Annotated in this window: 20 protein-coding genes and 5 tRNA genes; 7 read left to right on the top strand and 18 right to left on the bottom strand. The window is 69.0% G+C overall.

Annotation, left to right across the window (positions count from 1 at the left end; all coding sequences use genetic code 11):
• Positions 1-57: 57 nt before the first annotated feature.
• The 14 genes from ACYVHG_RS01305 to thrS all read right to left on the bottom strand — a co-directional run bounded on the left by ACYVHG_RS01305 (position 58) and on the right by thrS (position 15,470).
• A complete protein-coding gene (locus ACYVHG_RS01305) occupies positions 58-1,761 on the bottom strand; it encodes a VanW family protein (RefSeq protein ID WP_461165614.1) in 1,704 nt (567 codons plus the stop codon).
• Positions 1,762-1,829: 68 nt separating this feature from the next.
• The gene (locus ACYVHG_RS01300) at positions 1,830-2,585 is read right to left on the bottom strand and encodes a YebC/PmpR family DNA-binding transcriptional regulator (protein WP_461165613.1); all 756 of its coding nucleotides are present in this window, start codon (positions 2,583-2,585) and stop codon (positions 1,830-1,832) included.
• 81 nt (positions 2,586-2,666) lie between these two features.
• The gene (pdxT, locus tag ACYVHG_RS01295) at positions 2,667-3,278 is read right to left on the bottom strand and encodes a pyridoxal 5'-phosphate synthase glutaminase subunit PdxT (protein WP_461165846.1); all 612 of its coding nucleotides are present in this window, start codon (positions 3,276-3,278) and stop codon (positions 2,667-2,669) included.
• Positions 3,279-3,299: 21 nt separating this feature from the next.
• Positions 3,300-4,124: an acyl-CoA thioesterase gene (locus tag ACYVHG_RS01290; RefSeq protein WP_461165612.1), complete on the bottom strand. Its 825-nt coding sequence runs from the start codon at positions 4,122-4,124 to the stop codon at positions 3,300-3,302.
• 19 nt (positions 4,125-4,143) lie between these two features.
• Positions 4,144-4,947, bottom strand: a complete 804-nt coding sequence (locus ACYVHG_RS01285) for a PP2C family protein-serine/threonine phosphatase (RefSeq protein ID WP_461165611.1) — start codon at positions 4,945-4,947, stop codon at positions 4,144-4,146.
• Positions 4,944-6,350: an RDD family protein gene (locus tag ACYVHG_RS01280; RefSeq protein WP_461165610.1), complete on the bottom strand. Its 1,407-nt coding sequence runs from the start codon at positions 6,348-6,350 to the stop codon at positions 4,944-4,946. Before ACYVHG_RS01280 ends, ACYVHG_RS01285 begins: the two co-directional genes overlap by 4 nt.
• Before the next feature lie 96 nt (positions 6,351-6,446).
• Positions 6,447-7,352, bottom strand: a complete 906-nt coding sequence (gene pdxS, locus ACYVHG_RS01275; protein ID WP_461165609.1) for a pyridoxal 5'-phosphate synthase lyase subunit PdxS — start codon at positions 7,350-7,352, stop codon at positions 6,447-6,449.
• Positions 7,353-7,479: 127 nt separating this feature from the next.
• Positions 7,480-9,078, bottom strand: coding sequence for a serine/threonine-protein kinase (locus tag ACYVHG_RS01270; protein WP_461165608.1), 1,599 nt, complete (start codon positions 9,076-9,078; stop codon positions 7,480-7,482).
• Between the two features lie 25 nt (positions 9,079-9,103).
• Positions 9,104-10,120 (bottom strand): NUDIX hydrolase, encoded by a 1,017-nt coding sequence (locus ACYVHG_RS01265; RefSeq protein ID WP_461165845.1) that lies wholly within the window; start codon positions 10,118-10,120, stop codon positions 9,104-9,106.
• A gap of 14 nt (positions 10,121-10,134) precedes the next feature.
• Positions 10,135-11,259, bottom strand: coding sequence for a glycosyltransferase family 4 protein (locus tag ACYVHG_RS01260; protein ID WP_461165607.1), 1,125 nt, complete (start codon positions 11,257-11,259; stop codon positions 10,135-10,137).
• Complete coding sequence (locus ACYVHG_RS01255) at positions 11,259-12,224, bottom strand: phosphatidylinositol mannoside acyltransferase (protein ID WP_461165844.1); 966 nt, start codon at positions 12,222-12,224, stop codon at positions 11,259-11,261. Before ACYVHG_RS01255 ends, ACYVHG_RS01260 begins: the two co-directional genes overlap by 1 nt.
• A gap of 2 nt (positions 12,225-12,226) precedes the next feature.
• The gene (pgsA, locus tag ACYVHG_RS01250; protein WP_461165606.1) at positions 12,227-12,883 is read right to left on the bottom strand and encodes a phosphatidylinositol phosphate synthase; all 657 of its coding nucleotides are present in this window, start codon (positions 12,881-12,883) and stop codon (positions 12,227-12,229) included.
• The gene (locus ACYVHG_RS01245; protein ID WP_461165605.1) at positions 12,884-13,435 is read right to left on the bottom strand and encodes an HIT family protein; all 552 of its coding nucleotides are present in this window, start codon (positions 13,433-13,435) and stop codon (positions 12,884-12,886) included.
• Between the two features lie 34 nt (positions 13,436-13,469).
• Positions 13,470-15,470, bottom strand: coding sequence for a threonine--tRNA ligase (thrS, locus tag ACYVHG_RS01240; protein WP_461165843.1), 2,001 nt, complete (start codon positions 15,468-15,470; stop codon positions 13,470-13,472).
• Positions 15,471-16,017: 547 nt separating this feature from the next.
• Between thrS and ACYVHG_RS01235 the strand changes: the two genes are divergently transcribed.
• A complete protein-coding gene (locus ACYVHG_RS01235) occupies positions 16,018-17,436 on the top strand; it encodes a hypothetical protein (protein ID WP_461165604.1) in 1,419 nt (472 codons plus the stop codon).
• 101 nt (positions 17,437-17,537) lie between these two features.
• Here ACYVHG_RS01235 and ACYVHG_RS01230 read toward each other — a convergent pair whose 3' ends face one another.
• The 3 genes from ACYVHG_RS01230 to ACYVHG_RS01220 all read right to left on the bottom strand — a co-directional run bounded on the left by ACYVHG_RS01230 (position 17,538) and on the right by ACYVHG_RS01220 (position 19,096).
• On the bottom strand, positions 17,538-18,059 hold the full coding sequence (locus ACYVHG_RS01230) for a (2Fe-2S)-binding protein (RefSeq protein ID WP_461165603.1): 522 nt from the start codon (positions 18,057-18,059) through the stop codon (positions 17,538-17,540).
• Positions 18,059-18,493 (bottom strand): TIGR02611 family protein, encoded by a 435-nt coding sequence (locus ACYVHG_RS01225; protein ID WP_461165602.1) that lies wholly within the window; start codon positions 18,491-18,493, stop codon positions 18,059-18,061. The genes ACYVHG_RS01230 and ACYVHG_RS01225 overlap by 1 nt, the downstream gene beginning before the upstream one ends.
• 531 nt (positions 18,494-19,024) lie before the next feature.
• A tRNA-Val gene (locus ACYVHG_RS01220) sits at positions 19,025-19,096 on the bottom strand.
• 260 nt (positions 19,097-19,356) lie between these two features.
• On the opposite strand from ACYVHG_RS01220, the gene ACYVHG_RS01215 reads away from it, so the two are divergent.
• The 5 genes from ACYVHG_RS01215 (at position 19,357) to ACYVHG_RS01195 (ending at position 20,230) form a co-directional block, all read left to right on the top strand.
• A tRNA-Gly gene (locus tag ACYVHG_RS01215) sits at positions 19,357-19,429 on the top strand.
• Between the two features lie 17 nt (positions 19,430-19,446).
• Positions 19,447-19,520 (top strand) — tRNA-Cys (locus ACYVHG_RS01210).
• A 53-nt stretch (positions 19,521-19,573) separates the two neighbouring features.
• Positions 19,574-19,648: transfer RNA gene (locus ACYVHG_RS01205), tRNA-Val, on the top strand.
• 56 nt (positions 19,649-19,704) lie between these two features.
• Positions 19,705-19,780, top strand: a tRNA-Gly gene (locus tag ACYVHG_RS01200).
• A 141-nt stretch (positions 19,781-19,921) separates the two neighbouring features.
• Positions 19,922-20,230 carry a metal-sensitive transcriptional regulator gene (locus tag ACYVHG_RS01195; RefSeq protein WP_461165601.1) on the top strand — a complete coding sequence of 103 codons (309 nt, stop codon included), beginning with the start codon at positions 19,922-19,924 and terminating at the stop codon, positions 20,228-20,230.
• Positions 20,231-20,450: 220 nt separating this feature from the next.
• Here the strand turns inward: ACYVHG_RS01195 and zapE are convergent, their stop codons facing one another.
• Positions 20,451-21,476 (bottom strand): cell division protein ZapE, encoded by a 1,026-nt coding sequence (zapE, locus tag ACYVHG_RS01190; RefSeq protein ID WP_461165600.1) that lies wholly within the window; start codon positions 21,474-21,476, stop codon positions 20,451-20,453.
• 58 nt (positions 21,477-21,534) lie between these two features.
• On the opposite strand from zapE, the gene ACYVHG_RS01185 reads away from it, so the two are divergent.
• On the top strand, positions 21,535-22,146 hold the full coding sequence (locus ACYVHG_RS01185) for a dihydrofolate reductase family protein (RefSeq protein ID WP_461165599.1): 612 nt from the start codon (positions 21,535-21,537) through the stop codon (positions 22,144-22,146).
• Positions 22,147-22,155 lie beyond the last annotated feature (9 nt).

Raw genomic sequence — 22,155 nt, 5'->3', positions numbered from 1 at the left:
TACCGGAGTGCTGAACGCATCCATCCGCCCAACACGCGGCTCGTCCGCCGCCCGGCGTCATTCGCAGATGACGGTGGGCACCGGGTCGTACTTGACGGTGCGGGTGTTGCGGGAGACCACCGCGCCGCTCTTGATATCGGTCACCACCCGGGTGTTGCTGGTGGTGAAGCCGGGCTGGCCGGTGCTGGCCACGCAGTGCGGCCCCTTCGGCAGGCGGATGGTCGACGGTGAGGTCGGCAGGCTGCGTGCTCCGGTGCTGGACTGCACATCCCGGTTCTTGGTGCTCCACATGCGCACGGTCACCGACGATGCTCCGGCACTGGACTCGATGACGATTCCGTAGGGCGTGTCGTTGGTGAACTTCAGATCGATCGCGCCCTCGAAGACGGTGGCCTCGCGCGCCTCGGGGTAGCGGGAGATGTAGTAGCTGTGTTCGGTGTGACCGGCGTCCGCCAGGCCGGCGAAGTACGACGCGTTGTACAGAGTGGTGGCGAACTGCGAGATGCCGCCGCCGACAGCCTTGTCCGGGCGGCCGTTGTTGATGATCCCGGACTCCACGTAGCCCTGCGCCGTGCCGCGAGAGCCGGTGTAGCCGTTGAGCGAGAAGGTCTCGCCGGGCAGCACCACGGCGCCGTTGACCACCTGGGCCACCCTCCGGATGTTCTGGCCGGATGCGTCGGTGAAGCCACCGGTGGAGAACTCGCTGACCACCTCGCGCACCCCGAGTTCCTTGGCGCGTGCGGTGGTGAGCTTCGGCTCGACGGTCTTGAACCGTGCCGTCGCGGTACGCCCCTGGGTGGAGCGCTCGGTGACCGCCTTGCTCACCGCGTCCAGTGTCGGATCCCAGACCACTTCGCGGCCGGGCACCGCTTCGGTGACGCTCGGCGCGCCACCGGCCAGGGTGAATCCGGCGTCCTTGGGCTCGGCGACCGCGGACTCGAGCCGGGTGTCGAGCACCTTCTTCAGCGCCTCCCGGTCGATCCTCGGGGTGAGTTCACCGGATCCGTCGGGCCGGAACGAGAGGAACGTGCCGATGTCGTTGCCGGAGACCCGCCCGACCACTCCGGCTGCCGCGGTGCCGACGGCGTCGCGGCGCAGCACCACATCGGAGGCGATGGCCTGCGCCGCGGCGCCGCCCGCCACCTCGCGGACCTTCTCCGGCGTGACGGTGGTGGTGACGGCCTCGGTGGGGAGGGTGATGTCGGTCGAGTCCGGCCAGGCCGCGAGGACCGCTGCGGCGGCCTTCTGCGGGTCGATCCGGTCACCGGGCTTCGGGTCGACGGGCACCGGGTGGCCGTCGCGGTAGATGACCGCGCCGTCGCCCGCCGCGGAGGTGAGCGCGGCCGCCGTCTTCGCCAGCGCGGCGTCGAAGACGGGACGATCCACCGAGGAGGCCGGGTGCACGTGCCGGTCCTTGAACAGGCCCACCAGGTCCCGCCAGGGCGAACGCTGTTCGACCGCGCGATCGATGGTGCCCGCCACGTCCACCTTCAGGCCCAGCTCGGCCGGAGTCATCCGAACCGTGCCCTTGGCGGTGCGCAGGGTGATCTGCTCGGTCTGCACGCGGTGCGCCGCGGGCTGCAGTCGCTGTGCGGCGTCGGTCTCACCGAGCGCGCCGAATTCGACGCCCAGGGCCTTGGCGCCGTGGACGGTCTCCGCGCGTCCGGCCTCCCACACCGCGGCGCCGCCGGCACCGAGCAGCAGTGCGACCACCAGAGCGAGAGCCGGGGCACGGCGCAGGGCCGTTCGGGTGCGTGTCACAACCTGAGAATATCCTGACGCTCGATTACCGAACAGTAGACCCGATCCAATACGCCAATTCTACGACGTCAGTCCTCGTCGAGCTGGGCGAGAACCTCATCGGAGATGTCGACGTTGGTGTAGACGTTCTGCACGTCGTCGCTGTCCTCGAGCGCGTCGACGAGCTTGAACACCTTCCGGGCACCGTCGGCGTCCACCGGAACCTCCACCGACGCGCGGAATCCGGACTCGGCGGACTCGTAATCGATGCCGGCCTCCTGCAGCGCCGAACGCACGGCCACCAGGTCGGTGGGCTCCGAGACGATCTCGAACTGCTCACCGAGATCGCTGATCTCCTCGGCACCGGCGTCCAGGACCGCCATCAGGACGTCGTCCTCGGCCTGGTCGTTCTTGTCCAGGGTGACGATGCCCTTGCGCGCGAACAGGTACGACACCGAACCCGGATCGGCCATGTTGCCGCCGTTGCGGGTCATCGCGACCCGGACCTCGCCGGCGGCGCGGTTGCGGTTGTCGGTCAGGCACTCGATCAGCACCGCCACGCCGTTCGGGCCGTAGCCCTCGTACATGATGGTCTGCCAGTCGGCGCCGCCGCCCTCCTCGCCACCGCCGCGCTTGCGTGCCCGCTCGATGTTGTCATTGGGGACGGAGTTCTTCTTCGCCTTCTGGATGGCGTCGTAGAGCGTGGGGTTACCGTCGGGATCGCCGCCGCCGGTACGCGCCGCGACCTCGATGTTCTTGATCAGCTTGGCGAACAGCTTGCCGCGCTTGGCGTCGATGGCCGCCTTCTTGTGCTTGGTGGTAGCCCATTTGGAATGGCCGCTCAAAGGAACCTCCGGGTCGATGTGGTCACGCCGTCAACCCCTTGAGTTTACGCGTAGTGCCCTACGCATCCACCGGCGCCGGTACTACCGGGCCCGCACCAGATCCACGAACCGGCGGTGGATGCGCAGATCGCCGGTGACCTCCGGGTGGAAGGAGGTGGCGATCACGCGGCCCTGCTGAACGGCGACCACCGCCCCCGCACCGCCGCCCGCATCGGCCGGGACGGCGGCGAGTACGTCGACGCCGTCACCGACCCGCTCGACCCACGGCGCCCGGATGAACACCGCCCGCACCGGACCGCCGTCGACACCTGCGACATCGAGGTCGGTCTCGAACGAATCCACCTGCCGGCCGAAGGCGTTGCGCCGGACGGTCATGTCGATGGCACCGAGACAGCGGGCATCGGGACGGGTGTCGAGTACCTCGGAGGCCAGCAGGATCATCCCGGCGCACGAACCGTAGGCGGGCAGGCCGGCGGCGAGGGCGGCGCGCAGCGGATGGTGGAGCTCGAAGACTCCCAGTAGCCGGCTCATCGTGGTGGACTCCCCACCGGGAAGCACGATGCCGTCGACGGCGGCGAGGTCGGCAGCGGTCCGCACCGCCGCAGTGGTCGCTCCCACCGCTTCGAGCGCCCGACGGTGCTCGCGCACGTCGCCCTGCAGAGCCAGTACCCCGATCCGTGCCGTCACGAGCAGCCAGCTTAGGTGCCGCCCCGGTCAGGCGCGGAAGCGGTGCAAGCCCTCCTGGATCACGACGGCCACGAGCGAGCCGTCGAGCGCGAAGATCCGGCCGGCGGTCAGGGCGCGCCCCTCCCCCGCCGACGGCGAGGTCTGGTCGTAGAGCAGCCACTCGTCGGCGCGGAACGGGCGCAGGAACCACATGGCGTGATCGAGCGAGGCGACCTGGGTGTCGACGCCCGGGTGCCTGACCCGCGCCGAGGACAGCAACGTCATGTCGGACATGTAGGCCAGGGCGCTGACGTGGATGTGCTGATCGTCCGGGAGCCGGCCGATGTGCTTGAACCACACCTGCTGATGCACGGCGCGGCGCACGTACGGCTCGGTATCGGCCTGCGGCACGATCCGGATGTCCCAGTTGCTCCACTCCTGGATCAGTCCGCGCGACTCGGCGGTGGCGTTCGGATCCTCCTTCGGACTCGGCACGGTCTCCGGGTCCGGGGCGGGTGGCATCTCGTCGGCGTGCTCGATCCCCTGCTGGCCGATCGCTTGGAACGACGCCGACATGGAGAAGATCGCCTGGCCGTCCTGGACCCCGTTGACCCGCCGGGTGCAGAACGATCGACCGTCGCGGATCCGGTCGACCAGGTACACGGTGTCGGCGTCGGGGTTGCCCGGGCGCAGGAAGTAGCCGTGCAGCGAATGCACCTGCATGCCCTCGGGCACCGTCGAGACCGCGGACCGCAGTGCCTGCCCGGCCACCTGTCCCCCGAAGGTGCGGGCCAGCACCGACGGTGCGTGGATGCCGCGGAAGATGTCGCGGTCGATCTGCTCCAGACTGAGCAGTGCTTCGATGTCAGCCACGTCGATCGGCCTCCTCAGCTCACCAGTCGGCGCCGACGGGCTCCGTGGTCGCGTCCACGACGATCACCGTCACGTTGTCACGGCCACCGGCGTTGAGCGCCGCCGACACCAACTGGTCGGCGCATTCGTCGATCGGGGCGTCACTGGCGAGGATCTGCCGGATCTCGTCGTCGGTGAGCTCGCCGTTGAGCCCGTCCGAGCACACCAGCAGCTTCTCCCGCTGCTGGGCGGGAACGATCCAGAAGTCGGCGTCCGGTTCCATTCCGGCGCCCAGAGCCCGGGTGATCACGTTCCGGCGGGGATCCACCCGCGCCTGCTCGGGACTCAGGAAGCCCCCGTTGATCAGTTCCTGGACCTGCGAGTGATCGACCGTGAGCTGCTCGAAGTACCCCTCGGCCAGCCGGTAGGTGCGTGAATCGCCGATGTTGACCACCAGCCAATGCGGCACCCCCTCGTAGGTGGTCAGCAGCACCCCGGTGACCGTGGTGCCGGCCCGCTTGCCGGTCTCGGAGTCGATGGCCTCGATCGCGGCGTGCGCATCGCGCAGCCGGTCGACCACCTGCTCCATCACCTCCTGGGCCTCGGCGGGTTCGGGGCCGAAGACCTCGGCGAGAGCTTCCAGGGCAGCGGCGGACGCCACCTCACCGGCATCGTGGCCGCCCATGCCGTCGGCGAGCAGGAACATGCCGGGGCCGGTGAGGGCACCGTCCTCGTTGGTCATCCGCACCCGGCCGGGGTTGCTGATGGCCACCCACTTCATGGACACGCCGCCCTGGATGCCGTAGACGATCTCCGAGCGTGCTTCGCCCGCTTCGGTCGTCATCCGCCGAACACCCGGAAACTGCGCTGACCCATGTGCACGACGCTGCCCTTCTCCACGGCGTACCTGACCCCCTTGGTGAGCTCGGTCCACGAGTCCCCGAAGGCGATCGCGGAGCCGTTGGTCGAGCCCACGTCCTCCACCCACAGCTCACCCCGGGTGATGCCGAACAGCAGGTGCGTCTTGGACACCGATGCGGTGTCGTCGACCAGCACGTGCTTGGTGATCTTCGACGAATCCCCGCCCTGCGGGATCACCGGTTCGCGGCCGATGATGCCGTCGCCGCGCACGTCCACCGAGTGGCCGTCGTCGAAGCGGAGCACGATGGGAGCGCCGCCGGACTGCAGCGGGGTCGGAGCGGCCGGACGCGGCGGCTGACCGCCGGCGCGGGGCGGCTGCGGGCCGGGCCCCGGTACCGCACCGGGAACCGGTGCGCCGACTCCCGGTCCGGGCACACCTGCGCCGGGCACCGGGCCGGAGGGTCGCGGTGGCACGAACTGCTGGGGGCCGCCGTGCTGCGGGCCGGGCGCGGGCTGCGGCGGCCGGGGCGGCTGCCCTGCGGGCGGGGGCGCCTGTCCGGGGGCCGGGAGCGGCGCAGCGGGCGCGTCGCCCTCGGTGGGTGGCGGGCCGAAGCGGGGCGGGATCGGACGCAGGCCGGGGACGTCGTCGGGTAGCGGCGGCAGCTCCGGCGGGGCCAGACGTTCGCGTACGCCTGAAGTCTTGGCGTCGACGTCGGTGCCGCGACCGTCATGACCGCCGGCCGGCGAAGCCGCCGCGGCCGGAGACTCGAAGCCGGGGGGCAGCGGCGTGGGGATGCGCTGCAGGCCCTGCTCACGCTCGCCGGTCTGCTCGTCGAACGGGTCCGAGACCTGCGAGCCGCCGAAGGCCGCGGCGTCGGAATCGGTGTGAGCGTCGGCGTCGGAGGCGACCAGATCGGCGTCGACCACAGTGGAACGGGAGGCCTTCTCGTGGATGCCACGGCGGTCCCGGTCCGCCAGGATCGACCATCCGGGCAGGTAGACCAGTGGTGCGAGCAGGTTGAAGACCACGGAGCGGATCGCCGCGCCGGGGAAGCCGATGCGCCGCTCGGACTGCGCGTCGACCACCTTGAGACCGGCCAGCATCTTGCCGGGGCTGGCACCGAAGACACCGTGCAGCACGATCGACGCGATGATCGCGACGGCCGCTCCGGCGCCGACCAGGATCCAGCCCTTGTCCAGACCGGCTGTCACGTTGATGATCGACGCGATGGCGATCGCGGTCACCGCGACGCACAGGTCAGCGATGTACGCCAGCACGCGCAACGCGATCGGCGCGGCCGGCACCTGTGCTCCGCTCCGGGTCGCGGCGGTGGGCGTGTACGCCTCGCCCTCCTCGGTGGCCTCGTCCATTGCTCGGTCTGACATCCTCCGCCTCACTGCTTTCAGGAACTTCCCGGGCTTCCCGGGATGCGCAGCCTCGACGCTAGCGCGATTCGCCGGGCCCCGGAGGGCGACATGCCGTTACCAGCCGCGTTCTGCCAGGCGGTGCGGCTGCGGGATGTCGTCGACGTTGATGCCCACCATCGCCTCTCCGAGGCCCCTGGAGACCTCGGCCAGCTTGCCCGGATCGTCGTAGAAGGTGGTCGCGGCCACGATCGCCTTCGCGCGCTGCTCGGGGTTGCCCGATTTGAAGATGCCGGAGCCGACGAACACGCCCTCGGCACCGAGCTGCATCATCATCGCCGCGTCGGCGGGGGTGGCGATACCGCCCGCGGTGAACAGCGTGACAGGCAGCTTGCCCGCCTTGGCGACCTCCACGACCAGGTCGTACGGCGCCTGCAGTTCCTTGGCAGCCACGTACAGCTCGTCCTCGGGCAGTGAGGTGAGGCGGCGGATCTCACCCAGGATCTTGCGCATGTGGGTGGTGGCGTTGGAGACGTCACCGGTGCCGGCCTCACCCTTGCTGCGGATCATCGCCGCGCCCTCGGTGATCCGGCGCAGCGCCTCTCCGAGGTTGGTGGCGCCGCATACGAAGGGCACGGTGAAGGCGAACTTGTCGATGTGGTTGCTGTAGTCGGCCGGGGTGAGCACCTCGGACTCGTCGATGTAGTCCACACCGAGGGCCTGCAGGATCTGCGCCTCCACGAAGTGACCGATCCGGGCCTTGGCCATCACCGGGATGCTGACGGCGTTGATGATGCCGTCGATCATGTCCGGATCGGACATGCGGCTGACACCGCCCTGGGCACGGATGTCGGCGGGTACCCGCTCCAGCGCCATGACGGCGACGGCGCCGGCGTCCTCGGCGATCTTGGCCTGCTCGGGGGTGACCACGTCCATGATCACGCCGCCCTTCAACATCTCGGCCATGCCGCGCTTGACGCGGGCGGTGCCGGTGACGGGTGCGGTCTGCGGATCAGTGGACACTGACGGAACTCCTCGTAGCCGTGGCGTGCTGGGCGTCCAGTATCCCCGATGCGGCTGCGGAGCCGTTGGGGTGGGTACAGCCGCGCCCGTCCCCGGCCCCCGCGTCGTCGCGTCCGGAGCCGGACGATCAGCGGACCCAGCGCGATTCGGCGGGTTCCGAAGCGACCGGCTTGCCGTCGCCGCGGGTGATCACCAGTCCGCCGGAGCTGACGGTGTACACGGTGGAAGCGCCGTCCCTGCTGTTCACGGCGCGGTAGGTGTCCGCGCCGGACCTGGTGGCCGGGAGCGTCAATCCGCTGTTGTCCCTGGAGGCTCGCGCGCCCCGGTAGGTGTACGAGCCTCCGGAACTGCAGATCACCACCTTGGAACCGGCTCCCGTTCCGGAGGTGAGTATCGCGAGTTCAAGAGTCTCACCGCCGGCGCAGCGCGCCGGGCTCCCGACGAATCCGTAGCCGTCCGTGCCGGGCACCGACGGTGCCGGCGGACTGCTGGTCGTCGTGGTCGGGGCCGCCGAGGTGGTCGCCGGGTCCGTGGTCGACCGACCGTCCGCCGGAGAGGCCGGGGAGGCCTGGGCGGTAGCGGTCACCGTCGCCGTCGTCGCGGCCTCGGTGGTGCCACGACTCTGCGCGAAGACGATGTAGCCGACCACCGCGAGCGCCACCGCCAGGACAGCGACCAGGGCCGTCAGTGCGATCACCCGGCCGTTGCCCTTCCCGCTGCCACGAGGGCCGCTGCCCGGCGGTGGACCGACCGGTCCGGAGTGCGCTGGGCGCGCACTGGCCATCCCCGGCCCGGAATCGCCGTATCCGGGCCCCGCGATCATCGTGGGCATCGTGCCGGGCGGGGGCGTCCGCCGGACCGCGGTCGCGTCCGCCGGGCCCGACGATGCCGGCGTCGCGAGCGCAGCACGGAAGGCGTGCGCGAATTCGGCGTTATCGGCGAACCGGTGCTGCGGCTTCTTCGCCATCGCACGCGCGAAGACCGCGCCCAGCCCGATCGGTAGGCCGCTGAGGCGGGTGGCCGGATCGGGCACCGGCGCCCCCAGGTGCGCCATCATCACCGAGCTGGGTGTGCCCGGTCCGAACGGCGGCGTTCCGGTGAGCAGTTCGAACGCGGTGCAGGCCAATGAGTACTGATCCGCCCGGTGGTCGATCGACTGTCCCTCGATCACCTCGGGCGCGAGGTACGCCATGGTGCCCACGGCGACTCCGGTCGCCGTCAGCGAGCCGGCGTCGTCACTGGCCTTGGCGATGCCGAAGTCCACCAGCTTCACCACCGGCGGGCGGCCCGACCGTGGCGGTTCGAGCAGGATGTTGCCCGGCTTGACATCGCGGTGGGTCAAGCGCCGTTCGGTCCACGCCCAGTCCAGAGCACTTCCCACCTGCTCCACCACCTGCGCGACCGTCTCGGCCGCGAACGGCCCGCGTGTCCGCAGGTGCTGCGCGGCGTCCTCACCGGCCACGTACTCCATCGCCAGCCACAACCGGCCGTCGAACTCGCCTCGGTCGTAGAGGGTCACGATGTTCGGGTGCCGCAGCCCGGCGAGGATGTCCGCTTCGCGCCGGAACCGGGCGACGAACTGCGGATCGCCTCCGAACTGGGGTCCGAGGAGTTTGACCGCGTCCTGGCGCGGCAGCCGCGGGTGCTCCACCAGGAACACCTCGCCCATACCGCCGGCGCCGAGGCGGCGAATCACCCGGTATCCGGAGATCTCCGACGGTTCCATCACGTCTCCCCTGCTCGACTCGCCCCTATTCGACGGAGGTCGGTTCCTCCGGCGCCGTGCCCGCAGCCAGTGCCCGCCGCACCTCGGGCACCAGATCGGCCAGTGCCGCGGGGTACACCGGGTCCGTGAATTCACGGATCTGCTGCTCGGTGCACCAGCGCATCCCGTCCAGGGTGCGACGCTCGAGTTCGGTCCACCCCGACGGTGCCGGATCGAACCTATCGCAGGTCACGGCGAAGAAGTACTCGACGGAGTCGAAGACGACGCCGTCGAAGGTGTACACCGCCTCCCGCCGGTACAGCGGCCCGAGCAACTCCCCCGGTTCGACCGTGCGCCCGGTCTCCTCGTGCAGTTCGCGGGCGGCGGCCGCGGCGAGGTCCTCGCCGGGTTCGACCCCGCCGCCGACGGTGAACCACCAGCCGGCCTCGGGCCGGTCCGGTTGGTGCCCGTGGACCAGCAGCAGAGCGCCGTCGGAGTCGACCACAATGACCCGGGCCGAGATGCGCCGGTCGTCTCCGCGGGCCAGCAGCGCCGGGGGCAGGATCCCGCCGCGGTCGACGATGTCGACGTACCGCGGCATGGGGGCGGTGCCGCCCAGGTGCAGCCATCGGACGAATCGGCGCCCGCGCAGCGCGCGGGTGTCCCGGACGGCGTCGTTGTGGAAGCGGCGTGCCATCGTGACGCGGGTATCGGCGTCGGCGATCTCGGCGACCAGCGTCCGGGGCAGCGTCTCGATGTCGAGGGCGCCGAGCGCGGCCGAGAGCCGGTTCTCCAGGGGTTCGCGATCGGTGGCGGCGGCGTTCGCCGCACGGTCGGCAGCCGCGCGCAGGCTCTTTCCCTGCGCGGCGGGAAGGGTCGCGGCGACGGCGCGCGCCACGGCCGCACGTCGTTCCAGCGCGGCGTCGAGGGCCTGCGCGGACAGATCGACCCGCACGTGCAGCCGATCCAGACGATGCGCGGTCTGGTACGCGATCGCGGCGGCGATCAGCACCACGGCCATGATCAGCCCGATGACCAGCACCGTGGTCGCGGTCAGGTTCAGCACGCCCGGTCCTTTCAGTCGTCGATGCTCACGGCCACGCCCGGAACGGCGACGGTCTCGTACACGCGGATCACCTGCTCGGCCACCACCGACCAGTCGAATCGCCACACCACCTCGGAGGCGCGGGACACCAGTTCGGCGCGGCGCAGATCATCGGCGAGCAACTCGGCCACGGCGTGACCGAGCGCGGCACCGTCGCCCACCGGGAACAGCCTGCCCGCCTCTCCCCTGTCCAACACCCGCTCGAAGGCGTTGAGGTTGCTCGCGACCACGGCTGTTCCGGCGGCCATCGCCTCCACCAGCACGATCCCGAAGCTCTCGCCGCCGAGGTTCGGTGCCACGTACACGTCGGCCGAGCGCAGCGCCGCCGCCTTCTCCTGATCGGTGACCGCACCGAGCAGTTTCAGGTGCCGGGCGTACGGACCGGCGTCGCGGCGCAGCTTCTCCTCGTCGCCGCGGCCGATCACCAACACCTCGACGTCGGGCTGTGCCGCGACGATCGCCGGCAACGCCTCCAGGAACACCGCCATCCCCTTGCGCGGCTCGTCGTACCGGCCCAGGAACAGCACCGTCTTGCCCGGGCGGGGATACCCGGGGAGCGGATCGCCGTCCGCGAAGTGCGCGACGTCCACCCCATTGGGGATCTCGATGGCATCGGAACCGAGCGATTCCATCTGCCAGCGGCGGGCCAGTTCGGAGACGGCGATCTTGCCGCGGATCTTCTCGTGGGAAGGGCGCAGCACGCTCTGGAACATCGAGAGCATCAGCGAGCGCTCGGTGGAGGTGTGGAAGGTGGCCACGATCGGCCCGTCGGCGATGGCCAGGGCCAGCATTCCCAGGCTCGGCGCGTTCGGTTCGTGCACGTGCAGCACGTCGAACTGACCCTCGCGGATCCACCGCCGGAGCCGGGCGAAGGCCACCGGACCGAAGGACAGCCGCGAGACCGAACCGTTGTACGGGATCGCGACGGCCCGGCCGGACGAGGTGACGAAATCGGGGAGCTCCGTCTGCTTCGACGACGGTGTCAGTACCGATACCTGGTGTCCCCTCCCGATCAGCACCCGAGAGAGGTCCACCACGTGCGCCTGCACGCCACCCGCGACGTCGAACGAGTACGGGCAGATCATTCCGATCCGCATCAGCGCACCCCTGAGTCCTCACCCGAAGTGCCCTCCACCCCTGCGCCCGGGCCGTTCGCGGAGGCGGTGTCTCCCAGGATCCGTTCCCGGCGGGCGCTCGACCAGTCGGCCTCCCACAGCGGTTGCAGCATGTGCCAGTCCGCGGGGTGCTCGGCGATGTTCCGCTCGAAGGCCTGCGCCAGCTTCTGGGTGGCGTCGGCGACGCCGCCGGAGACGTCGATCGGTTCCTCGGTCTTGAAGCCCCACTCGTCGCCGACGAACCAGCAGTGCACCGGCAGCAGCGGTGCGCCGGTGTCGATGGCGAGCTTCGCGGGGCCGGCGGGCATCCTGGTGCGTTCGCCGAAGAAGGTCACCGGTACCCCGTGCCGAGCGAGATCGCGTTCCCCGAGCAGGCAGATCGGACGGCCCTGGCGCAGACGGTGCGCGAGCGCCGGCATCGGTGGTTCCTCACCGCCGGAGAGCGGGAAGATCTCGAACCCCAGGGACTCGCGGTACTCGACGAACCTCCGGAACAGCGACTCGGGTTTGAGCCGCTCGGCGACGGTGGCGAAGCTGCCGTACTTCTGCACCAGCCACACCCCGGCCATGTCCCAGTTGCCGCTGTGCGGCAGGGCGAGGACCGCTCCCTTGCCGTCTGCCATGGCCCGGTGGAGGCTGTCGACCTGCACGTACTGATCGAGCTGGGCGCCGAGTTGCGCATGGTCCATCGACGGCAGCCGGAACGATTCGCGCCAGTACCGCGCGTAGGAGCGCGCGGACTGCTCGATCAGGCTCTGCGGAACCGCCTCGGGGGTGGTGCCCAACACCCGGGCGAGGTTCTTGCGCAATTGCACGTTCTCACCGCGGGCACCGAGTCGTCCACCCAGATCGTCGATGAGGAGCTTCGCCGCCGATTCGGGCAGGCGCTTGGTCATCGCCCAGCCGGCCCGGTAGGCGAGGTCGGAGACCTGCTCCTTCGGGGAGATCACTACCGGTCCTCCTCGGTCGTCGCGGTCCGCTGCGGCATCGGCAGCAGTTCGGTGGCGCCGGGCGAGCGCCGCACGGTGAGGGCGCGCTGGACGACGGTGACGATCGACATCGCGGCCAGGAGCCACAGCGCCACGTGCACCGCCCACCACAGCCCGAGGCCGGTGAATCCGGCGCCGACGAGAACGATGATCAGCCGCTCGGGGCGTTCGATCCAGCCCCCGTCGCCGCTGAGTCCGGATGCCTCGGCGCGGGCCTTGGCGTAGCTGATCACCTGCGAGGTGACCAGGCAGATCAAGGCGGCGACCAGTACGTTGTACCGGTTGCCCTCGGTGCTCACCGACCACCAGGCCAGCCCCGCGAAGATCGCACCGTCGGCGACCCGGTCGCAGGTGGCGTCGAGCCAGGCCCCGAACCGGGTGCCGCCGCCGCGAACCCGTGCCATGGCACCGTCGAGCATGTCGAACATGACGAAGAACCAGATCACCATGGCGCCCCAGAACAGCTGGTCCGTGGGGAAGAGCCACAGCGCCGCACCCACCGAGCAGGCGGTTCCGAAGATCGTCACCGCGTCCGGCGTGAGACCGGCCTTGAGCAGGACTTCCGCGATCGGACGAGTGACCTTGGAGACCGCCTCACGACTGAAGATCGCGGACACCTAATCCTCCTCCCACGCCTTCGCCATCAACGCCCGGGTCTGTCCCAGCAGTTGCGGCATCACCTTAGTGCCCGAGAGCACGGTGATGTAGTTCGCGTCGCCGGGCCAGCGGGGAACGATGTGCTGGTGCAGGTGCTCGGCGATCGAGCCGCCGCCGGAACGGCCGAGGTTGAATCCCACGTTGAACGCCGCCGGCCGGGAGATCCGCTTGATCACCCGGATCGTCTTCTGGGTGAGCTTGATCAGTTCGAAGGCCTCGTCGTCGGTGAGGTCCTCCAGTTCGGCCACCTGCCGATAGGGCACCACCATGCAGTGTCCCGGGTTGTAGGGGAACAGGTTGAGCACCACGTAGCAGTACTCGCCGCGGGCCACGATCAGACCGTCCTCGTCGGCCAGCTTGGGAATCTCCAGGAAGGCGGTACTCCCCTCGGGCACGGGTGGTGAATCGACGAGGTACCGCATGCGGTACGGCGTCCACAGCCGCTCGATGGTCTCGTCCCCGTCACCCACACCGAAGTCGGTGTGGGCGCCGCCGTCGGTGGCGTCGGTCATCGATTCCCTCTCTGCGTTCGGTCCGTTCGCCCGGTCAGGACGTGGCGGCGGTGTCCTGTGCCGGCGCCAGCAGCTCCGCGGTCGGCGACTCGTTGCGGCGCGAGTCGACCCATTCGGCGATCCGCTGCACCGCGTCGTCGACGGGTACCTGATTGACCTGGGTTCCGTCGCGGAAGCGGAAGCTGACGGCACCGGCGTCGCGGTCGTGCTCACCGGCGAGCAGCATGAACGGGACCTTCTGCGTGGTGTGGTTGCGGATCTTCTTCTGCATGCGGTCGTCGCTGTGATCGACCTCAGCGCGGATGCCGCGCTTGCGCAGCTCGCGGATCACCGACTCCAGGTGGTCGCCGAACTGGTCGGCGACGGGGATCCCCACGACCTGCTGCGGGGCCAGCCACGCCGGGAAGGCGCCCGCGTAGTGCTCGGTCAGCACGCCGAAGAAGCGCTCGATCGAGCCGAACTTGGCCGAGTGGATCATCACCGGCTGCTTCTTGGTGCCGTCCGCCGCGGTGTACTCGAGGTCGAATCCGGCGGGCTGATTGAAGTCGTACTGGATGGTCGACATCTGCCAGGTACGGCCGATCGCGTCCTTGGCCTGGACGGACACCTTCGGGCCGTAGAAGGCGGCACCGCCCGGATCGGGCACCAATTGCAGCCCCGAGTCCACACACACCTCTTCGAGGATCTGCGTCGCCTCGGCCCACTGCTCGTCCGAGCCGATGAACTTGTCGGAGTCGCCTCGAGTGGAGAGCTCGAGGTAGAAGTCGTTGAGCCCGAAATCACGCAGCAGCCCCAGGATGAAGTCGAGCAGGTGCTTGATCTCGTCCTTGGCCTGCTCGGGGGTGACGTAGCTGTGCGAATCGTCCTGCGCGAACCCCCGCACCCGGGTGAGTCCCTGAATCACGCCGGACTTCTCGTAACGGTAGACGTGCCCGAACTCGAACAGTCGCAGCGGCAACTCGCGGTACGAGCGTCCGCGTGAGCGGAAGATCAGGTTGTGCATGGGGCAGTTCATGGCCTTGAGGTAGTAGTCCTGGCCCTGCTTGGTGATCTCGCCGTCGGCGTTGCGCTCCTCGTCCACGTGCAGTGGCGGGAACATCGTGTCCGAGTAGTACGGCAGGTGCCCCGACAGGTGGAAGAGGTTCTCCTTGGAGATGTGCGGCGTACCGACGTACTCGAAACCGTGCTCGATGTGCTTCGCGCGGACGTAGTCCTCCATCTCGCGCTTGATGATGCCGCCCTTGGGATGGAAGACGGGCAGGCCCGAGCCGAGTTCGTCCGGGAAACTGAACAGGTCCAGTTCGGCACCGAGCTTGCGGTGGTCGCGTTTCTCGGCTTCGGCGAGGAGCTCCAGGTATTCGTCCATCGCCTCGGGCGATTCCCACGCCGTACCGTAGACACGCTGCAGCCCGGCGTTGTTCTGGTCGCCGCGCCAGTAGGCCGCGGAGCTGCGGGTGAGCTTGACCGCGGGGATGTACTTGGTGGTGGGAACGTGCGGCCCCCGGCACAGATCGCCCCATACCCGTTCGCCGGTGCGCGGATTGAGGTTGTCGTAGGCGGTCAGCTCGGCTCCGCCGACCTCCATGATCTCGCTGTCGTCCGCGGAGCCCTTGTCGTCGATGAGTTCGAGCTTGTAGGGCTCACCGGCCAGCTCCGCGCGGGCCTCGTCCTTGGATCCGTAGACCCGGCGGCTGAACCTCTGCCCCGCCTTGATGATCTGCTTCATCTTCTTCTCGAGGCCCTTGAGGTCCTCGGGGGTGAAGGGTTCGGCCACATCGAAGTCGTAGTAGAAGCCGTCCTTGATGGGCGGACCGATACCGAGCTTGGTGCCGGGGAACCCGTCCTGCACGGCCTGCGCGAGCACGTGCGCCGCCGAATGCCGGATCACACTGCGCCCGTCCTCCGTGTTCGCGGCGACGGTCTCGACCTCGGTATCGGTCTCGGGCGCCCAACTGAGGTCCTTCAGGGTGCCGTCGGCGGTCTTCACCACGACGACGGCTTCCGGGCCCTTGTTGGGAAGGTCGAGTTCGCGCATGGCTGCCCCGGCGGCGATTCCGGCCGGGACGACGAAGGTGGTGCTCACAGTGCTCCTAGTCATGTAGCGGGCGGCATACCTGGCCGCACGCGGTTATCAGTGATACCGATCCTATCGGTCGGTGCACCGGAACCGGAGCGGAGGCGCCGGTGCGCTCCTCGCTGTGCTGCACCGGCCGCCGGAAGCGCGTTTCACCATTGCAGCAGAACCATTTATCCCATTCTTGCAATCGCTATTGCAGCGCCAAGAAGTTGATATGAATACACCTGTTGTCCATCCGTACTCGATCGCAAAGTGATTGGCCGATTCCCTCACGGCCCCATACTGTTTCGCTACCGCCGGGTAACTCTCGCGGGTTCGAAAAATTTCTTGAAAAAGGTCTCGGAAAAGATCGGCAGCCATGCTAACTTTAGGACACCCAGGAGATGCACAGCTGCCACTACGAACCCTCACAGAGAGCAGAGGAGTCGCAGCTTCTCCGGGAACCCCCTTCCAATCGGCGCACTCGCGTGAGTCTCGCCGTACCTTCATGAATCGGAGGTCATTCATGTCCACCATCTCGTCCCGCCATGCCCGAAAGACGTTGCGCCGCACCGCTGCCACCGCTACAGCAGTCGCCGCAGTCACTGCGCTGACGGTCTCCGCGCCGGGCACTGCGAACGCCGCACCGACCGGCAACCCGCAGATCGACGCGGTCCTCGCTGCCGCCCCGCTGCTCCCCGGCGGAGTCCCGATCGCGGTCCTCCCTCAGGCGGCACCGCAGATCAACAAGGGTGTCGCGGCCTGGAACGGGATTCCCGTCGTCGGCGGCCTCATTCCGTTGTCCAACACCGCCGGCGCCGTCGTGGCACTGCCGCCGCTGTTCCCGTACGCACCCGCCCCCGGTTGGGCCGGAGCCGGATACCAGAACGTGTTCACCGCGGGCGCTCCGCTCGGCCTCGGCGGCCTGAGCAACACCACCTTCGGTCTGATCGGCGCCGGCCCCGGCGGCGTGGGGAGCATCGGTGGCAATAACACCACCCTGAGCGGCCCGCTCGGAACGGCCCTCGGGCTGCAGACCTCGCTGAGCGCGGTCACAGGTCTCGACGGAAACACCACGTGGACACCGTCGCTCGGTCTGGGCGGAACCGCCCCGCTGGGCCTCGGCGGCCTCACCACGAAGATCGTGCCGGTCAGTGTGAAGTACGGCCCGAACACGTTCATCGTGGGCCTGCCGGTGATCGACCTCGGCATCGCGAGCCCGCTCGGCGGGGGGAACCTGGCACTGAACCTCGGCCAGGTCGGGTTCCAGAACGGTCAGCTGGTCGTGGTGACGCCGAGCCTCACCGGCACGCTCACCACGCCGCTGGTCAACGGTGCACTCGGCGTCACGCCGGGCACGGTGAAGGTCGGCACCGGCGGGGTCACCGTCGACGCGCCGGACGTCGTCGGCACGGTGAACGTCGCGAACGTCGTGACCGCCGGGGGCAAGGTCGACGGTGGCGGTGCCAGCGTCACCCCGGCAGGCGTCTCGGTCACCGGCCCGACGGTGGACACCAAGGTCACCACACCGGTTGCGAGCGCCTCGGTCTCGGCCACCACCGGAAGCGGTAAGGCCGCCGCGACGGGTGTTTCGGCGACCGGCCCGACGGCCGACGTCAAGGCCGTCACCCCGGTCGCCAGCGCCAGCGCGAACGTCGACGGCGGGAAGGCGAGCGTCGGAACCAACGGCACCGTCTCCGCGACCGGTCCGAGCGCCAAGGCTGAGGCCACGACTCCGGTCGGCGGCGGAAGCGGCCATGCGGAGACGGGCAGCGCGACCGTCAGCCCGAGCACCGGTACGGCTTCGGTGACCGGCCCGTCGGCGGGCGCCGAGGTGAACACCCCGGTCACCGGCAGCCACGGCGTCGAGGCCGACACCGGTTCGGCGACCGCCGGCTCGGGCGGTGTGACCGTCACCGATACCCCGTCGGTCGACGTGCACTGATCGACACACTCCGATCCGAGAACCGCCGATGGCGGCCAGGACCACCGGGTCCTGGCCGTCATCGGTCTTTCACTGAGGTACCTGTTGCTGCACAATCGATCTCAACTGAGCCGCTCGAGCCGCCGTTGCGGGGTCTGCCTCGGACAGCTCAGGCACTTCTCGCAGTCCGCACAGAGGTAGAGCAGGCAGCACGAGCCCCGACGAACCACGGTGCCCCGCCCTGGAACCTGCTCGAACCGCGCCGACGGTGCCGCCGGACCGCATGCTCGCAGGAGCTCGTCCGCGGCGTCCTGCGGATCATCACGCAGCAAGGCGGCGGAGGCGATCGAGTCGGTGCCGATCGCCCACAGTGCCCGCTCCGAGGCGTCCGCGGCCTGCGCGACGGCGGGGATCAGGGTGTGGAAGGCGCTCGCCAGCGCTCGCTCGGGCCGGCTCGACGGGCCGCTCTCCCCCAACTGAGGCCAGCCGCCGGGCCCGGAACGGATCGGTACTGCGGCGGCGTCCCCGCCGTTGACGGCGAGCCGGGCGAGCCCTCCGGAGAGCGCATACCAGTACAGGATCGCAGCGGTACGCCGGTCCGGTGCGGCCATCGCCCGGCGCAACGCATCGATCTGCTCGCGCATCAACCCAGCAGTGGACTCGCCAGCCACGACCAGTGGATGCCCACCCAGCCGCCGAACATCTTCGCCGCCCCGAGCAACCAGACGGTGAGCAGGACGATCGCGCAGGTTCCCGCGGCGAAGGCGAGCTTGACCGCGACGTGCTGCCCCGCGAGCCACTGCGCGAACCGGTCGTAGCGCTCCCGCGCGTACCGCAGCAGACGGTGCGCCCACTCGAACTCGGTGGCGAGGATGCCCAGGCCGGCGAACACGATCAACCATCCCGGACCGGGGTACGGAATGGCGATGATGCCGGCGATGAGTACGAGGCCGCCGACCACGCCGACCGCGATCCGCCAGGCCAGGTGGCCGTGCCGGGTGGACTTGATCTTCTCGCGCCACCCCCGCAGGCCCGTCTGACGTTCGGGCTCGGTGGTGTCGGTGCGCTGGTCGGACATGGGTTCCAGGGTACCGACCTCCGGACCGTCGTTCCGCTCCGCGATCATCGCCTCGGCGATCCGACACACCTCAAGAACGAAGAAGACGGGCCGGGTATGAGATCACCCCGCCGATCAGTGTCGTGGTTGCCGGTCTCCCAGGGGAAGCGCACCGCGCACGTAATCGAGCTGATCCTTGCGGGTCGCGGGCGTGCTCTGCGTGCCCTCCAGCGCGGTGTTGCAGCGGATCGAACGGATCTTCCTGGTCCGCCGCTGAGCCTTCTCCAACTCCGTGACGGGGTCACCTCCTGGTTCCTCCAGGATAGTCCTTGGCCCTGTCACGCAGCTGAGGAACACGGCCCTGTCGAACAGACGGTCCCCACCAGCGACTCAAGCCCTGACCAATCTGGCCAGGCTTCATCGTTAGCCTCGGCCAACACTTGTCGGCCTGCGGGCTCGCTACTCGCGTTGGACACGGGGGGCGCACCTCGTTGGCACCTCGAACCGACCCGCAGACGAAAGGAAACCGCCTGTCACCAGGCGGTTTCTCGGTGGTCCTAGCTGGGATCGAACCAGCGACCTTCCCCGTGTGAAGGGGACGCTCTCCCACTGAGCCATAGGACCGAACGCGCGCCCGACCTCCTGTTACCAGCGGGTCGAACGAGAGAGAACACTAACACGACCGCTGAGCGAAAGGGTAATCGGGTACCCCACCAGCGACTACGGTGGATACCGGTTCGTCAACGAGACGCGGAGCGCCCCACAGGCATCGACGCTGCCCCGTCGAACACAGGGTGACCTGCCGATTTGGCAGAGCGCGCGGTGTTCACGTAGTGTTCTCTCTCGCACCGGAAAGGCGCCCACAGCGCCGGTCCGGAGTGATTGCGGATGTAGCGCAGCTGGTAGCGCATCACCTTGCCAAGGTGAGGGTCGCGGGTTCGAATCCCGTCATCCGCTCGAAGTGGACTTACCGTGGCGGTGTGGCCGAGTGGTGAGGCAACGGCCTGCAAAGCCGTGCACACGGGTTCGATTCCCGTCGCCGCCTCCAACACGCTCAGCCACTCCCGCAACGGAGCGGCTGAGCATCCACTTCACAAGTGAGCGCGATTAGCTCAGTGGGAGAGCGCTTCCCTGACACGGAAGAGGTCACTGGTTCAATCCCAGTATCGCGCACCATGAAACCCCCTGTCCGCAGGGGGTTTCGTGCATCGCGAGCCCGACTCGTGATGCACGCGGATGTAGCGCAGCTGGTAGCGCATCACCTTGCCAAGGTGAGGGTCGCGGGTTCGAATCCCGTCATCCGCTCCAGGAGCCCCGGTCGCGAACGCGGCCGGGGCTTCAGCCATTTCGAGAGCTGTTCCGCCCGGTCGGGCCGAACCCACCGGTACCGACGGGGCCGGCATCGACCCGCGTCAGCGCGTTCGTGCACCGAGAGGGGATACTGGACCCATGACCACCGGAACCGGACACGAGCACCATCACGGGTACATGTCCGACAAGGATGAATACCTCAAGCGGCTGCGGCGCATCGAGGGCCAGGCTCGCGGACTCCAGCGGATGGTCGAGGAGGAGAAGTACTGCATCGACATCCTCACCCAGGTCTCAGCCATGACCAAGGCCCTGCAGGCCGTGGCCCTCGGCCTGTTGGAGGACCACCTCGGACACTGTGTGGTCGACGCCGCGCGCTCCGGTGACGACGAGGCCACCACCGCGAAGATCAAGGAAGCCTCCGACGCGATCGCCCGCTTCACCCGCTGAGCTCGCGACGGCGACACCCTCCGCAGTACCGCCGCAGTACCCACCGAATTCCCGGAGACCGTAATAGTTGAAAACGCTACATCGATCTCCATGCACCGGAGTACACTGATACTTGCCAGTGGCGTGAGACCTGTCTCACACGCCGGTACCCTCACCCTGCACACCCGCCCGGCCCACACGCCACCGGGCGGGTGTCGGTGTCTAGGGACTCACTGACGGACTAGTCGACCTCGGCGGACGCGAAGCGCGAGAGCGCCAACAGCCGAGACGTGGCCCGCAGGTACTTCTTGCGGTACCCACCCGCCACCATCTCCGGGGTGAAGATCTCATCCAGCTTCGCCCCGGACACCAGCACCGGGATACCGGCGTCGTACAGCCGGTCGGCGAGCACCACGATGCGCAGCGCCACCGTCTGGTTGTCGGCCGGGTGAACACCACTGATGCACACCTTGGAGATCCCGTCCACCAGTTGCTTGTACCGCGACGGGTGCAGCTTCGACAGGTGCTCGGACAGTGCATCGAAGGTGTCGAGAGTCGCCGCCGGATCGGCCTCGGCGATCGCCGTCAACTCCGCGTCGGTGAGCGGGTCCGGTGCCGGCGGCAGATCCCGGTGCCGGTAGTCCGGACCGTCGACCCGGATCGTCTGGAACACCGAGCTGAGCTTGTTGATCTCGCGCAGGAAGTCCTGTGCCGCGAACCGGCCCTCCCCCAGCTGCCCGGGCAGAGTGTTCGAAGTCGCCACGATCGACACACCCCGCGCCGACAGCTCCGTCAGCAACCGCGACATCACCATCGTGTCGCCGGGATCGTCGAGCTCGAACTCGTCGATGCACAGCACCGAGTGGTCGGCGAGGTACTCGATGCACCGGTTGAAGCCCAGGGCGCCCACCAGGTGCGTGTACTCGACGAACGTTCCGAACGACTTGGGCGCCGGCACGCTGTGGAAGATCGATGCCAGGAGGTGGGTCTTACCCACACCGAAACCGCCGTCGAGGTACAGGCCCACGCCGTGCGGCGGCGTGTTCTTGCGCCCGAACAGGCCCTTCTTGTTCCGCTGTTTGGACAGCTTGTTCACATCCGCCACGAACTGCCGGCCCGCACCGACCGCCGCGGCCTGGCTGGGCTCGTTCGGGTCCGGGATGTACGACTCGAAGCTCACCTCGCTGAACATCTCCGGCGGAACGAGCTGCTCCACCATCTGCTCCGGCGTCACCGTCGGATTGCGATCCACGAGATGCAAGGTCATGAGTAGTGATCGTATCCGCTGGTCCATGATGTTCCGAATGACGCGCTACCGTCGTGACGTGATCGAACCCCTGCCGCCCGACGATGCCGACCTGGCGCGCCTGTACCGGCACCCGGTTCCGGACCGCGGCGGATACGTGCGGGCCAACATGATCTCCTCGCTCGACGGCAGTGCCACCTCCGCGGGGCGATCGGGCGGTCTCGGCGGCGACGGTGACCGGCGCCTGTTCCGCGCCCTGCGCGCGGACGCCGACGTGGTCCTGGTCGGAGCGCAGACGGTGCGCGAGGAGGACTACTGCACTCCTGACCACCCGGCACTGGCGATCGTCACCCGCGGACGGATCGAACGAACCGGCCGCCTGTACCCCGACGGTGGCCCCGCGCCGATCGTGTACTCCGGCGGCGGTCAATCGGTGGATCTGTGCGAGGTGGTCGCCGACCTGCAGCGCCGCGGACTGCGCCGCATCCTCACCGAGGGCGGCCCCGGTCTGCTCGGGGCCCTCCTCGCGGCCGACCTGGTCGACGAGCTGTGCCTCACCATTGCACCGATGATCGTCGGCGGCACCGGCCGGCGCATCGTCACCGGCACCGACCTGTCCGGGCGGCACTGTACCCGTGGTCCGGTGCTGGGCGACGAGGACGGCTACCTCTACACGCGGTGGCGGCGCTGACCGGCCACG

Source organism: Tsukamurella serpentis, from assembly GCF_054780975.1.
Note: the sequence above shows the minus strand (reverse complement) of the source record. Positions and strands in the feature narration are given on the sequence as shown.

Bases quoted from the DNA above. Each gene is read 5' to 3' on its own strand.
- ACYVHG_RS01285 (WP_461165611.1), bottom strand. From the start codon at position 4,947: ATGACGACCGAAGCGGGCGAAGCACGCTCGGAGATCGTCTACGGCATC.
- ACYVHG_RS01280 (WP_461165610.1), bottom strand. From the start codon at position 6,350: ATGTCAGACCGAGCAATGGACGAGGCCACCGAGGAGGGCGAGGCGTAC.
- ACYVHG_RS01270 (WP_461165608.1), bottom strand. From the start codon at position 9,078: ATGGAACCGTCGGAGATCTCCGGATACCGGGTGATTCGCCGCCTCGGC.
- ACYVHG_RS01260 (WP_461165607.1), bottom strand. From the start codon at position 11,259: ATGCGGATCGGAATGATCTGCCCGTACTCGTTCGACGTCGCGGGTGGC.
- ACYVHG_RS01245 (WP_461165605.1), bottom strand. From the start codon at position 13,435: ATGACCGACGCCACCGACGGCGGCGCCCACACCGACTTCGGTGTGGGT.
- thrS (WP_461165843.1), bottom strand. From the start codon at position 15,470: ATGCGCGAACTCGACCTTCCCAACAAGGGCCCGGAAGCCGTCGTCGTG.
- ACYVHG_RS01235 (WP_461165604.1), top strand. From the start codon at position 16,018: ATGTCCACCATCTCGTCCCGCCATGCCCGAAAGACGTTGCGCCGCACC.
- ACYVHG_RS01230 (WP_461165603.1), bottom strand. From the start codon at position 18,059: ATGCGCGAGCAGATCGATGCGTTGCGCCGGGCGATGGCCGCACCGGAC.
- ACYVHG_RS01225 (WP_461165602.1), bottom strand. From the start codon at position 18,493: ATGTCCGACCAGCGCACCGACACCACCGAGCCCGAACGTCAGACGGGC.
- ACYVHG_RS01195 (WP_461165601.1), top strand. From the start codon at position 19,922: ATGACCACCGGAACCGGACACGAGCACCATCACGGGTACATGTCCGAC.
- zapE (WP_461165600.1), bottom strand. From the start codon at position 21,476: ATGACCTTGCATCTCGTGGATCGCAATCCGACGGTGACGCCGGAGCAG.